13 protein-coding genes are annotated in these 12,414 nt (G+C 71.3%); 7 read left to right on the top strand and 6 right to left on the bottom strand.

Annotated elements, in window-relative coordinates; genetic code table 11:
• Positions 1–65 precede the first annotated feature (65 nt).
• Together CU254_RS21435 and CU254_RS21430 are read left to right on the top strand one after the other, a co-directional pair.
• On the top strand, positions 66–1,088 hold the full coding sequence (locus CU254_RS21435) for a LuxR C-terminal-related transcriptional regulator (protein WP_009079301.1): 1,023 nt from the start codon (positions 66–68) through the stop codon (positions 1,086–1,088).
• Between the two features lie 55 nt (positions 1,089–1,143).
• Positions 1,144–1,923 (top strand): enoyl-CoA hydratase/isomerase family protein, encoded by a 780-nt coding sequence (locus CU254_RS21430; RefSeq protein WP_037714390.1) that lies wholly within the window; start codon positions 1,144–1,146, stop codon positions 1,921–1,923.
• Positions 1,924–2,128: 205 nt separating this feature from the next.
• On the opposite strand, the gene CU254_RS21425 is transcribed toward CU254_RS21430, so the two are convergent.
• Positions 2,129–2,914, bottom strand: coding sequence for an aminotransferase class IV (locus CU254_RS21425; protein WP_009079298.1), 786 nt, complete (start codon positions 2,912–2,914; stop codon positions 2,129–2,131).
• A gap of 1 nt (position 2,915) precedes the next feature.
• Positions 2,916–3,797: a peptidylprolyl isomerase gene (locus CU254_RS21420; protein WP_009079297.1), complete on the bottom strand. Its 882-nt coding sequence runs from the start codon at positions 3,795–3,797 to the stop codon at positions 2,916–2,918.
• 136 nt (positions 3,798–3,933) lie between these two features.
• Between CU254_RS21420 and CU254_RS21415 the strand changes: the two genes are divergently transcribed.
• Together CU254_RS21415 and CU254_RS21410 are read left to right on the top strand one after the other, a co-directional pair.
• On the top strand, positions 3,934–4,518 hold the full coding sequence (locus CU254_RS21415) for an MBL fold metallo-hydrolase (RefSeq protein ID WP_037717644.1): 585 nt from the start codon (positions 3,934–3,936) through the stop codon (positions 4,516–4,518).
• Positions 4,515–5,153: a hypothetical protein gene (locus tag CU254_RS21410; protein WP_009079294.1), complete on the top strand. Its 639-nt coding sequence runs from the start codon at positions 4,515–4,517 to the stop codon at positions 5,151–5,153. The genes CU254_RS21415 and CU254_RS21410 overlap by 4 nt, the downstream gene beginning before the upstream one ends.
• A 149-nt stretch (positions 5,154–5,302) precedes the next feature.
• On the opposite strand, the gene CU254_RS21405 is transcribed toward CU254_RS21410, so the two are convergent.
• The 3 genes from CU254_RS21405 to CU254_RS21395 form a co-directional block, all read right to left on the bottom strand.
• Entirely contained in the window at positions 5,303–5,563 is a 261-nt protein-coding gene (locus CU254_RS21405) for a hypothetical protein (RefSeq protein WP_009079292.1), read from the bottom strand.
• Between the two features lie 82 nt (positions 5,564–5,645).
• Entirely contained in the window at positions 5,646–7,460 is a 1,815-nt protein-coding gene (locus CU254_RS21400) for a YibE/F family protein (RefSeq protein ID WP_078560826.1), read from the bottom strand.
• A 59-nt stretch (positions 7,461–7,519) separates the two neighbouring features.
• Positions 7,520–8,497 carry a GlxA family transcriptional regulator gene (locus CU254_RS21395; protein ID WP_009079286.1) on the bottom strand — a complete coding sequence of 326 codons (978 nt, stop codon included), beginning with the start codon at positions 8,495–8,497 and terminating at the stop codon, positions 7,520–7,522.
• A gap of 207 nt (positions 8,498–8,704) precedes the next feature.
• Between CU254_RS21395 and CU254_RS21390 the strand changes: the two genes are divergently transcribed.
• Both CU254_RS21390 and CU254_RS21385 read left to right on the top strand, forming a co-directional pair.
• Positions 8,705–9,049 (top strand): STAS domain-containing protein, encoded by a 345-nt coding sequence (locus tag CU254_RS21390; protein WP_037714388.1) that lies wholly within the window; start codon positions 8,705–8,707, stop codon positions 9,047–9,049.
• A 61-nt stretch (positions 9,050–9,110) separates the two neighbouring features.
• Positions 9,111–9,479, top strand: coding sequence for an SPW repeat protein (locus CU254_RS21385; protein WP_009079282.1), 369 nt, complete (start codon positions 9,111–9,113; stop codon positions 9,477–9,479).
• Between the two features lie 2 nt (positions 9,480–9,481).
• On the opposite strand, the gene CU254_RS21380 is transcribed toward CU254_RS21385, so the two are convergent.
• Positions 9,482–10,228 carry an SRPBCC domain-containing protein gene (locus CU254_RS21380; RefSeq protein ID WP_009079280.1) on the bottom strand — a complete coding sequence of 249 codons (747 nt, stop codon included), beginning with the start codon at positions 10,226–10,228 and terminating at the stop codon, positions 9,482–9,484.
• Between the two features lie 126 nt (positions 10,229–10,354).
• Between CU254_RS21380 and CU254_RS21375 the strand changes: the two genes are divergently transcribed.
• Entirely contained in the window at positions 10,355–12,103 is a 1,749-nt protein-coding gene (locus tag CU254_RS21375; protein WP_009079278.1) for a pyruvate dehydrogenase, read from the top strand.
• The last annotated feature ends 311 nt before the right edge of the window (positions 12,104–12,414 follow it).

Genomic DNA, 12,414 nt, shown 5'->3' with positions numbered 1-12,414 from the left:
AGTGCCGGGACCATCCCGGAAATCAGGGATACCGGCGGGGGAGGGGCGCGCGCATACTTCGTCGGGTGTGGGAAGGCCGGGCGCAGAGCGTACGGCGGGAGCTGGCGGCTCTCGCCGCGACCGGGTGCGGCGTCGCCGAGCTGCACTCCGCGGCCATCGACCTGGTCGACCGGATCGTGCCCGCGGAGCTGACCTGCTGGGCGTCGCTGGATCCGGACACCGCCGTGATCAGCTCGATGACCAGCGGCCGCGCGCGCATCCCGGGGGAGTACGAGCCGCTGCTGGCGACGTATGAGTACGACGGCGCGGAGCCGCATACCTTCGCGCAGCTCGCCCGGCGCTCGGTGCCGGTGGCGCGGCTTTCCGATCTGCCGCGTCGCGAGCGCGAGCGCAGCGGGCGGTGGGCGCAGGTGTGGCGGCCGCTCGGGTTGGAGAGCGAACTGCGCGTCGGATTTCGCGCGGACGGCGTGTGCTGGGCGGCGGCGGGACTGGTGCGCCGCGGCGAGTTCAGCGACCGCGAGGTGGAGTTCCTGACCTCGATCGGGCCGACGCTGGCGGCTGCGACCCGGGTGGCGGCGCTGGCGCGGGGCGTGGCTCCGGAGGCGGAGCCGGCGATCGTCGTGGTCGGCCCGGACGGCCGGCGGCGCGGGGCGACCGAGGGGGCCGGCGCGTGGGAGTCCGAATTGGACGCAATCGCCGACGGCCGGTTCGCGGTGCTGCTGCGCGCGGTCGCGGTGGGGGCGCAAGCGGCGGCGAGCGGGACGTTCCGGGCCCGGGTCCGCGACGCGCGCGGCGGCTGGATCGTGTTGCAGGCCAGCAGATTGGTCTCGGACGACGACGCCCGCGACGTTGCCGTGACGATCCGCCGGGCCACCGGAGGGGAGCTGCTGGACGTCCTGCTGGCCGCCTACCGGCTGACCGCGCGCGAACGCGACGTGTGCCGGGAAGTCCTTTCCGGACTGTCCACTTCGGACATCGCGGCGCGGCTCGGGATCTCCGCGAACACCGTCCAGGACCACCTTAAATCCGTGTTCGGCAAGGTCGGGGTGCGCAGCCGGGGCGAGCTGACGGCGCGGCTGTCCGGCTAGACCGGTGATCTGTCCCACAACAGAATTGTCGGGGGCGCGCATTAGGGTGCTGGGCATGACGGACGGACTCGAGTTCACCCGCGAAGGCGCCGTGGCCCGGCTGACGTTTTCCCGCCCGGAGAAGATGAACGCGATCACCCGCGGCATGTGGGCGGCGATCCCGGGCGTGGCGGCCGAGGTCGAGGCCGATCCCGAGCTGAAGGTGCTCGTGCTGACCGGGGCCGGACGGCACTTCTCCGCGGGCGCGGACATCGGCGAGTTCCGCGAGCTGCGCTCGACCGCCGAGGCCGCCGCGAAATACGACGAGGCGGTCGACCGCGCGGTGGCGGCGCTGACCGCGCTGCGCAAGCCGACGATCGCCATGGTCCAGGGCAACTGCATCGGCGGCGGCTGCCAGCTCTCGGTCGCCTGCGATTTCCGGTTCGCCGCGGACGACGCGCGCTTCGGCATCACCCCGGCCAAACTCGGCATCGTCTACCACTTCGCCTCGACGCGGCAGCTGGTGTCGCTGGTCGGCCCGGCGCACGCCAAGTACTTCCTGCTGTCCGGCGAACTCGTCGACGCGACCCGGGCGCGCGAGATCGGGCTGGTCAACGACGTCTTCCCGGCCGCGGACCTGGAAACCGCGACGGCCCGGTTCGCCGAGACGCTGTGCGGACGCTCGCAGGCCTCGGTCCGCGGGATGAACCGGATCATCGAGAAGATCGCGGCGGGGCAGGAGCGGACCGACGACGAGGTCGAGGAGATCCGGCTCGCCGCGCTGCACGGGGAGGACTACGCGGAGGGCGTGGACGCGTTCCTGAACCGGCGCGCGCCGAAGTTCACCTACCGCTGACCGGCACGGCAACCGGTTGACTGCTCGGCGAGCCGGGGCCTGTGGCGCTGAAAATCCATCCCCGCAGCCGGCACCCCGGAGCTGTTCCGGACGGTCGACCACGCCGATTTCGACCGGTCGTGGCCGTCTTCATGCAGCACAACCCGACCGGGCGGTGTACGTCGAGCCCAACGTCTGGGTGGAGCATCGCGGGCCGGAAGCTGCGTCAGATCTCGTCCCAGGGCGCGGTTTCGTACGCCTCGGTCAGCAGTTTCGCGGCGACGGCGGAGGTGCGCAGCCGGACGTCGTCAACGGAGGCGACGGGGCGGCCGACGGTGGCGGAGTTGGTCACGAACATCGCGTCGAACTCCGGAAGCTCCGCCGGGTACACCGGACGCGTCTCCTGCGGCACGCCCGCCGCGCGCAGCTGTTCTGCGAGCACGAGGTAGGTGATCCCCGGCAGCACCGGGGCTTCCGGCCACACGATCGTCCCGCCGCGCAGGAAGCCGACGTTCCAGATCGTCGCCTCGCTGATCCGGCCGTCGGCGGCGAGGAACACCGCGTCGTCGTAGCCGGCGAGGGCGGCCGCGCGCGAATGGTGCGCGAGGCCGAAGCTGCCGAGATGCTTCACGTGCGGCAGATCCCGTTGGTACGCAACGGATCGCAGCCGCATCGGCGTGGTGACGGGGTAGGCGGGCGGCGCGGTGCGCACCAGGATCTCGGGCGTCATCACGGGGTCGTGCGGCGAGGAGCGCGAGAAAATGATCACCCGGACCGACAGGTCGCCCTGCCCGGCGACGAGCCGCCGGACGTAACGGCGGACCAGGTCGGTGTCCAGGTCGCTGCCGAACACCTCGCGGGTGTTCGCCGCGAGCCGGTCGAGGTGGAAGCGGAGGCCGCGGACCCGTCCGTCGCGGACCTGCATCGCGGTGAAGTGGCCGTAGCTGGTCGCCGCAGCGGCGAGATCGGCGGCGCCCGGAGCGGCCCCGCCGATCTCGACTCGCGTGGTCAACTCAGGAAACCGTGACCGCGGTGATCTTGACCGGCTGCTTGGGCTCGCCGGTCCCGTCGCGCGGACTCACCGTGCCGATGCCGTTCCTCGCGATCTTGTCGAGGACTTTCAGGCCCTCGTCGGAGATGCTGCCGAAGATCGAGTACGCCGGGTCCAGCGGGGCGTCGCCGTAGACCATGAAGAACTGGCTGCCGCCGCTGTTCGGCGCGGTGCCTTTGGCCATCGCGAGGATGCCGCGGCCGTACTTCGCGGTGTCGATGAACTCGTCCGGCACGGTGAAGCCAGGGCCTCCGGTGCCGTCGGTCGTGATGTCGCCCTTCGCGTCCGGGTCGCCGCACTGCAGCATCTGCAGGCCGGTGACGCCGAGCCGGTGGCAGATCGTGTCGGTGTAGAAGCCCTGCTTCGCGAGGCTCTCGATCGCCTGCACAGTGCACGGCGCGAGCGAGCGGTCCAGCGTCATCGGGATGTCGCCCTGGGTGGTCTTCAGCGTGAAGTTCACGGTCCCGGACGAGGACACGTTCTTGCCGTCCGGCACGGCGACCTTCTTCGCCGACGGCGGCCTCCCGCTGGTATCGGCCGCGTACGAGCACGTCGTCGGGTTCGGCAGCGCCTTGGAGCGCTTGGGGAGCGCGGTGCGCTCGGTGGGGATGTTCGTGACGCTCGGGACCGGCGGCGCGGAACTGGACGGCGGCGGCGTGGCCTGCTGGTCGCCGCTGCCGCCGCTGTTCACGATCCACACCACGAGACCGGCGACGATGAGGACCACACCGCCGACCACTCCAGCGCCCACGATCTTGCGTCGCTTCGCCTGTTCGGCCCGGCGCACGAGCTGCCGCTCGAGTTTGCGCTTCGCGGCTTCACGGCGCTGCTGGTTGGTCGCCACCCGCCCTCCAGTTTCCGCTCGGAGTCACACGTCTGAGGTAGCGGCAGTGTATGGGCACAGCCTGTGAGGACTCCGTACAGGGGCGGCTAGTCTTCACCGGGTCGTGATCAAGGTCGCTTCCGGGGAGGAGGGTTCGGTGCTCGTCGCCGGGTTCGCCGCGGGTCCGCTGCGCTCGAATTGCTATCTGCTCGCCCCCGCCGCCGGGGGTCCGTGTCTCGTCGTCGACCCGGGCGAGGGAGCCGCCGGGCCGCTCGCCGAAGCGCTGGCGGAGCACGGCCTGACGCCGGTCGCGCTGCTCGCCACCCACGGCCATCCGGACCACGTGGGCGCGGCCGCCGAGCTGTCGCGGGCGCACGGAGTGCCGCTGCGGCTGCATCCGGGCGACGGCGACTGGTACGACGGGCCCTTCGAACCGCTCGCTCCTGGCGAGACCGAAGCGGCCGGGCTGACGGTCAGGGTGCTCCCGCTGCCCGGGCACACGCCGGGTTCGGTGGCGTTCACCGTCGAGACCGGCGAAGGTGGCAGGCTGGTGTTCACCGGGGACACGCTTTTCGCCGGATCGGTCGGGCGCACCGGCGGATCCGGCTCCGATCTGGAGAATTCGTTGCGCACACTGCTCACGCTCGCCGACGACACCGTCGTGCTGCCCGGCCACGGACCGGCCACGACCATCGGCCGCGAGCGCGCCGCCAACCCCTTCGTGCCGGGAGCCGGGCAGTGACCGGCAAACCGGAGGAACGCCTGCCGCTGTTCGCCGACGAGCCGAAGCTGCGCCGCCGCCGCGCCTGGTCGGGCGTCTTCGGCGTGCTGATCCTGGCCGCGGCGTTCGGCGGGATCGCCGGGCTGATCGGCGGGCAGCTGGCCGGGCTGATCGTGGCGGCGGTCGTCGCGCTGCCGCTGATTTACGTGGTGCTCTACGCGTTCCGCCGCCGGATCTGGCTGGAGGGCACGACGCTGGTGGTGCGCACGTGGGGCGTCCGGCGGGTGGACCTGCTGGAGGCGCCGCGGCTGGACGTGGTGATCAGCGACGTGCGCGGTACCCGGACGGTGGCGCTGCTGGTGAACGCGGGACAACGGCGGCGTGCGGTGAAGCTCGACCTCGCGGTCTTTTCCGGGACCGGCGGCCGGGAGCTGGGAGCGCTGCAGCTGCGCCGGCTGGCGGACGCGGTGCTGAACAACACCGAGGCGAACGGGCTGGTGTTTTCGGAGTTGCTGGTGGCCGAGCTGCGCGCGGAGGCCCGCGGGGACGCGGTGGCGGAGCGGCCGCTGTACCGGCTGGCTTCGGCGGCTCCGTCGGGGAAGTACTTGCAGCGGTTCCCGATGGAAGCCGTCAGCCGCTTCGTGGCAACTCTGTAATTCGGCGCCGGCTTCGCCGTCGCGTGCGGGATCGCCTTCAAGTCGGCGTCTGGAGGAGCGGTATGCCCGCCTGGGGGCGGTCACACCGCTCCTCCAGACGCCGACGCGATCCCGCGGTTCGGTCGGCTTCGGGCGGTTGCTCCGAGGGGTTACTCGCGTCCGGCGTGCTCGCGGCCGCGTTCTTCCAAGCTGTCCACGCGGGCGCGGATGCGGTCCAGCTGGTCGGCGAGTTCGGGAAGTTCCTCGGCGACATAGGAGAGCAGCCGCTCGAGGTGGCGGAGCGTCGCGCGGACCTCGTCGAGCGCGGCGGCGATCCGCGGGACCGTTTCGGCCGCTTCCAGCACCGACGCGAACAGGCGGCGGATCAGGTGCACGGTGACTCGGGGTCCGGCCAGGACGGCTGAGAACACAGCCCCTCCTCGGGTCGCGGGGGTCGCGGTCTTCGTACCTCATCCGCGACGTCCGCGCCCGACCGGGTCAGGCCGCGTGTGGCTAGTGTGCTTCAGCGGGTTTCGTGGTGCTGATGAGGTGCTCGACCGGCTCGCGGGCGGCGATCAGCGCGGCCAGGACCGTCGTCACCGGCACCGCCGCGACGATGCCGACCGACCCCGCCAGCGTCCGGATGATCTCCGCGGCGATGTCCTCGCTGCCGAGCAACGAGCCGAGGCCGACGCCGGAGATCGCCGAGTAGAGCATCACCGGCAGCGCGGCCCCGGCGTAGGCCATCACCAGCGTGTTCACCGCGGAGCCGACGTGGTCGCGGCCGATCCGCAGGCCGGAGCGGTACAGCTCGCGCCAGCTGAGCGACGGGTTGGCCCGCCGCAGTTCCCACACCGCGCTGGTCTGGGTGATCGTCACGTCGTCGAGCACGCCCAGCGCGCCGATCACGATTCCGGCCAGCAGCAGGCCGCGCGCGTCGATGCCGTGGCCGAGCGAAGCGATGAGCGTCGTGGTGCTGTCGTCGAGTCCGGTGAGCGACGCGGCGGCGGAGAAGATCGCCGACAGGATCCCGATCAGTGCGAGGCTGACCAATGTCCCGAGCACGGCGACCGAGGTTCTCGCCGACAGGCCGTGCGTCAGGTACAGCGCGAGGAACATGATCGCGCCCGCCCCGGCGATCGCGACGACCAGCGGGTTCTCCCCGGCGAGGATCGCGGGCAGCACGAACAGGACGATCACCACGAAACTCAGCACCAGCGCGACCAGCGCGGCCAAACCCTGCCATCGGCCGAGCACGAGCACGGCGATCGCGAACAGCGCGGCGAGCAGCACCAGCGGCGTGCCGCGCTGGAAATCGACGAGGGTGAACGACTGCGGATCGAGCGGATTGCCGCCGTTGTAGGCGAGCACGACCTTGTCGCCCGCGGTGAACCTCGGCGTGCTCGGCTCGATCGGCACGGTCAGCCGCACCGGTTTCCCGGCCGCCGGGCCGTCGGACATCTGCAGGTCGACGGTGAGGCACGGTTTCGCGTTCGGGTCCGGCTGCGAGCCGACCTGCACCTGCCCTGGCTGCAGGCACGGGCCGGACGTCGCGGTCGTGATCGCCGCCTGGACCGGCGTGCCTTGCGGTACCGCGCTTTTCGGCAGGGAGCTGCCCCACGGGTACAGGACGATCATGCCGACGACGGTCGCCAGCGCGAGCGGGGCGAGGAGCCAGACCAGGAGCTTGCGGACTCGTTGCGACGCCGGGGCGGCCGGGCCGTGGCCGTGCCCGTGACCGTGGCCGTGTCCCGCTGGCTGCGGAGTTTCCTTGGCCGCAGCGGATTCCGGAGTGTCCTTTTCGGACTGGGGCGGGCGGGCCGGGGGACGGCGGCGCGTGGCCGGAGGCGGGGTGTCGCCGGTGCGGCGGGGGAGGCGCAGCTCGCCGGACTGGGCGCCGCTGCGGGAATCGGCGGAGCGCGGGGTGCCCGGTTGCGCCGAGCGCGGGGTGCCGGGTTGCGGGGGTCGTGGCGCGGTGGCACGGGGACGGCGGGGTTCGCCGAGTCGTCCGTCTCGGCGACCCGGTGCGCCGGAGCGCCTGGGCTCGCCGCTGCGTTCGGGCCGCTCGGCAGATCGCCCGGGCTCGGCGCCGTGGTCGGTGTTGCCGGAACGTCCTGCGCTGCGTTCGGAATTGCCGGGCCGGTCCGCTTGCCGTCCCGGTTCGCGAGCCGCCGGTCGCCCGGGTTCGGCACGGCGCGCCCGGCGCGGTCCGTCCGGCCGGACGGGCGGTGGCACAGCGGAGGACGGCGGCTCGCCCGGCACTCGCGGCAGCGGGCCGGTGTCGTCGGGGTCCTGGTCGGGGTAGTCGTGCGGTGCCACGGCGGACATCCTGCCCTCCCGGTGCGCGGTTCGCCTGTCCCGGGTGGGGGAGGAAGCGGGCGTTTCGTTCAGGCGTGCGCAGAACGCAGGTGCACTCGCCGGTAAGCCGAGGGCGGAGTGTCGAAATGGTCCAGAAACGCCTGCCGGAGCGTCTCGGTGGAACCGAAACCGCAGCGGCGCGCGATGGCGGCGAGCGGGAGGTCGGTGCCGGCCAGCAGACGGGCGGCGTGTTCGGCGCGCACGGTGCGGACGTATTTCCCCGGGGTGGTGCCGAGGTGGGCGTCGAACAGCCGGGTCAGCTGGCGGGTGCTGATGCCCGCCTGGCTCGCGAGCGCGGGGGCGCCCAGGTCGTCGGCGAGGTGCTCGGCGACGTACGCGGTGAGGTCGCGGACCTGCCGGTGCTCCGGCGGCGGACCGGCGAGGAACATGCTCACCTGCGCCTGGTTTCCGGGCCGCTGCAGGTAGGTGACCAGAGACCGGGCGGCCTCGCGGGCGAGCGTCGGGCCGTGGTCCTCCTCGACGAGGGCGAGGGTGAGGTCGAGCCCGCTGGTGACTCCCGCGGAGGTGTAGACGTCGCCGTGCCGCACGAACAGCGGCACCGGATCGACGGTCACCGACGGGTACTGCTCGGCGAGCCGCGACGCGTGCGACCAGTGCGTGGTGGCGCGGCGGCCGCTCAGCAGCCCGGCGGCGGCGAGCACGGCCGCGCCGGTGCAGACCGACGCAGTGCGCTTGCTCTGCTGCGAAAGCCGCCGCACGTGGGCCAGCAGCCGTTCGTCCTTCGCCGCGGCTTGGTGGCCCAGCCCGCCCGCGACGACGAACGTGTCGAGCGGGCCGCTGACCTGGTCGAGCCGGACGTGCGGGGCGAGCGTGAGCCCGGACTGGCAGGCGAAGGGCAGCCCGTCGGCGCTGGCGAGCCGGACCTCGTACGGCCGGGCCGCGCCGAGCCGGGTGGCAGTGTCGAACACGTCGGACACGCAGGCGATGTCGAGCAGTTCCGCGTCGGGGTACCCGAGGATCACGACCTGCCGGGCGGTACTCGGCATGGCCGCACCGTAGCAGCTCGCCCGGCCGGATAGACCGGGTTCGCAGGATTTCGGACACGCGTGTCTCGAACCGGTCCGCGTGCCGGGAGAATTTTCGCATTCGCCGGGTCTCCGGGCAGCGCGGCGGCCACCGGGGCCTGGCGAAGTGCCCACCCGGCCGGGGCACGACGGTTTGCCGGCGCCGCGCGGACGCGTACCGTTCCGCCAATGGGTGTTCGCGGGGATGCCGGTCTGACCGTCTTCACCAGCCGGAGGGACGGCGACATCGTGCTGGTCACGGCGGCGGGCGAGATCGACATCGCGTCGGTCGGGCAGTTCCGCTCCGCGCTGACCGCCGCCTCCGGAGCGGGCGGCAAACTGGTGGTGGACCTGTCCCGGGTCGGCTATCTCAGCTGTGCCGGGCTGCGTGCGCTCGAAGAGACGCGCCGCGTCCGGCCCGCGCTTTCGATCGTCGCGACCAGGCCGCTCGTGCTGCGGGTTTTCGCGGTGTCCGGCATCGACGCGCCGGTGCGGCGCGGCCTGCGCGAGGCGTGCGCCGCCGCGGGGGCGTGAATCCCCGGCCGGAATCTGGGTACCCGACGGGTGGAACCGAGATCTGCTGAGGTGATCCGAGATGTCCACCAGCACGATGTCCGGCAAGACCGCGGTCTCCGGGGGCGCGGCGGGCCTCGCTGTGCTCGCCGGGCTGTACCTGATCGCCGCGCCGTGGCTGCTGCGCTTCGGCGGGGCCGCCGAACTCGCGGTGAGCAACACCGTCGCCGGTCTGGCGATCGTCGTTTTCGGCGCCATGCGGGCGCGGGATTCCGGCGCGCTGGCGCTGACCTGGGTGCTGCCGGTGCTCGGGGCGTGGGCCGCGGTGTCTCCGTTCTTGCTCCGCTACGGCGACGAAACAGTGCCGTCGGCCGGCGCGGTGACCGGCAACGTGATCGCCGGGGTCGTCGTGGCGGCCAGCGGCGCGGCGTTGCTGCTGCGCCGCCGCTGACGTCAGCCGAGCGCGTCGGCGAGCCAGCGGCTCCAGGCCGCGCTTTCGGCGGTCTCGTCGACGTCCGGGCGGAACAGGTGATGTCCGACCGCGGCCGGCATGCCGAGCAGGGACCGTTCGTGGAACCGGTAGAGGGCGTCCTCGGTGCGGACCCCGGCGTAGTTCGGGGTGAAGTAATCGAGGACGCCCTCGACTGCTTCATCGCCGACGCGGAAGCGGACCGCTTGCCCCGCTGAGGGTTCAGCGGGCAACCCGAGCGCCGCGAGCAGCTTCGGCCACGCTTCGCGGCTCGCCGACGAGGCCGGGCCGTCCGCGGTCACGTACGTCGCGAAGCGGCCGGGGAAGTGGGCCAGCAGTTCGGCGAGCGTGTGCAGGTACATCTCCCAGCCGACGGCGAAGGACTCGTGGTACTCGTCGTCCCAGCCGTCCGGGACGAAGCCGCGGTGCACGAACCGCAGCACCGACGTGCCGCCTTCGGCTGCTTCGACGAGGAACTCCATCGCGTCGAACGTGCCGTCCTCGGCCGCCTCGCCCCGATAGGCGAACCTGCGCGGGGGATCCCACGCGGTGATCTCCGCCTCGGTGCGCATTTCGCCGAGGCGGAACCGGACCCGCTTCGCCGCGGCGTCGACCTCGTGGCGGCCCATGAACCACGAATCGATGCCGGGCCCGCTCGCGACGGCGTCCCACACGGCCTCGGGTCCCGCGGGCAGCTGAACCTCTTTGCGCACCTCGAACTCGCGTGGCATCTGCGGCGTTCCTCCTCGGGTAGGTCTTGCTCACCGTGCCATTGACAATAAAATCTGTCAATGCGGTGGCGGTTCGCCCGATCGGCGCCAGACTGCGAAGGGACGCTCACGAAGGGACGCAGACGCATGGCAACGGTGGCCGACCAGCTGATCGACGTTCTGGTGCAATCCGGGGTGCGCCGGATCTACGGGGTGGTGGGCGACAGCCTCAACCCCGTGGTGGACGCGGTGCGCCGGACCGGAGGTTCCGCGCGCGGCGGCATCGACTGGGTGCACGTGCGCAACGAGGAAGCCGGAGCGTTCGCCGCCGCGGCCGAGGCGCAGCTCACCGGGCGGCTCGCGGTGTGCGCGGGCAGTTGCGGCCCGGGCAATCTCCATTTGCTGCAAGGGGTTTACGACGCGCACCGCTCCGGGGCTCCGGTGCTGGCGATCGCGTCGCACATTCCGTCCACGCAGATCGGCACGGGGTTCTTTCAGGAGACGCATCCGCAGCAGTTGTTCGCCGAATGCTCGCATTACTGCGAGATGGTGAGCTCGCCGGAGCAGATGCCGCGGCTCGCGCGGATCGCGGTGCAGAACGCGGTCGGGCGGCGCGGGGCTGCCGTGCTGGTGCTGCCTGGGGACGTGTCGCATGAGCCTGCCGCGCATGCCACGGGGGAGTCGGCTTCGCTGGGGAGCCCGCCCGCCATGGTGCCCGCCGAGGCGGACGTCGCGCGTCTGGCCGAGCGGATCGACCGGGCGGAGAAGGTCATGATCATGGCCGGCGCGGGGTGCCGGGACGCGCATGACGACGTGCTCGCGCTCGCGGAGGCGGTCGGTGCTCCGGTGGGGCATTCGTTGCGGGGCAAGGAGTTCGTGCAGTACTCGAACCCGTTCGATGTGGGGATGAGCGGATTGCTCGGGTACGGGGCGTGTTACGAGGCGATGCACGAGGCCGATCTCGTGCTGTTGCTGGGCACGGACTTTCCGTACGACAACTTCCTGCCGCAGCGGAACACCGTGCAGGTGGACATCGACCCGGCTCGGATGGGGCGCCGGTCGGTGCTGGAGTTCGGGGTGCAGGGAGACGTCGGGGCGACGATCCGGGCCGTGCTGCCTCGGTTGCGCGAGCGGGACGACCGGTCGTTCCTGCACGCCATGCTGCGGAAGCACGAGCGCGGGTTGCAGCGGGTGGTCGACGCATATACGAGCGAGGTTTCCCGGCACATTCCATTGCATCCGGAGTATGTGGCGGACGTGCTGGACGAGGAGGCCGCGGACGACGCGGTGTTCACTGTGGACACTGGGATGTGCAACGTCTGGGCTGCTCGGTATGTCACGCCCAATGGGCGGAGGCGGATCCTGGGGTCGTTCGTGCACGGGAGCATGGCCAATGCGTTGCCGCATGCTGTCGGGGCGCAGGCGGCTGATCCGGGGCGGCAGGTGGTGGCCATGTGCGGGGACGGCGGGCTGGCCATGTTGATGGGGGAGTTGCTGACGCTCAAGACGCATGCCTTGCCGGTCAAGGCGGTGGTGTTCAACAACTCTTCGCTGGGGATGGTGAAGCTGGAGATGCTCGTGGACGGGTTGCCGGAGTTCGGGACCGACCACGATCAGGTGGATTTCGCCGGGATTGCTCGGGCGGCTGGGTTGTATGCGCGGCGGGTGGAGAAGCCTGGGGAGGTTCGGGACGGGATCCGGGACGTTTTGGCTCATGACGGGCCTGCGGTGTTGGATGTGGTCACGGATCCTAATGCGTTGTCTATTCCGCCTAATATTACTGCGGCTCAGGTTCGGGGGTTTGCTTTGGCTGCTAGTAAGACGGTGTTGAGTGGGGGTGTGGGGAAGATGTTGGAGTTGGCTAAGTCTAATTTGCGGAATATTCCTCGGATTTGAGTGGGGGTTCGGCTCGTCGCCCTGGCGGGCGACATTGCCGTTTGTCTTGGTTGCGTGGGCACCCCGATTTTTTAGTGTGACTACGGCGCTGGGGTGCTTGTCAAGGCGGGAAAGATGCCTTGACAAGCACCCCAGCGCCGTGTTTTTGGCTTCGTATCGGGGGTGGGGGAGGTGTGGGTGCCCCGCGTTGGGTGCATCGGCTGCGGTGTGTGTGGTGTGGCTTGCGCCCCAATGTGGCATTGGGTGCGTCCTGTGCACCCAATGTGGCGTTCGGTGCGTGGGATGCACCCAATGTGGCATTGGGTGCGTGG

The sequence above is a fragment of the Amycolatopsis sp. AA4 genome, from assembly GCF_002796545.1.
Taxonomy (GTDB): domain Bacteria; phylum Actinomycetota; class Actinomycetes; order Mycobacteriales; family Pseudonocardiaceae; genus Amycolatopsis.
This window is presented reverse-complemented; position numbering and strand designations above follow the sequence as displayed.

Coding starts and splice junctions, on each gene's coding strand:
- CU254_RS21430 (WP_037714390.1), top strand. CDS start 1,144: ATGACGGACGGACTCGAGTTCACCCGCGAAGGCGCCGTGGCCCGGCTG.
- CU254_RS21400 (WP_078560826.1), bottom strand. CDS start 7,460: ATGTCCGCCGTGGCACCGCACGACTACCCCGACCAGGACCCCGACGAC.
- CU254_RS21395 (WP_009079286.1), bottom strand. CDS start 8,497: ATGCCGAGTACCGCCCGGCAGGTCGTGATCCTCGGGTACCCCGACGCG.
- CU254_RS21390 (WP_037714388.1), top strand. CDS start 8,705: ATGGGTGTTCGCGGGGATGCCGGTCTGACCGTCTTCACCAGCCGGAGG.
- CU254_RS21385 (WP_009079282.1), top strand. CDS start 9,111: ATGTCCACCAGCACGATGTCCGGCAAGACCGCGGTCTCCGGGGGCGCG.
- CU254_RS21380 (WP_009079280.1), bottom strand. CDS start 10,228: ATGCCACGCGAGTTCGAGGTGCGCAAAGAGGTTCAGCTGCCCGCGGGA.
- CU254_RS21375 (WP_009079278.1), top strand. CDS start 10,355: ATGGCAACGGTGGCCGACCAGCTGATCGACGTTCTGGTGCAATCCGGG.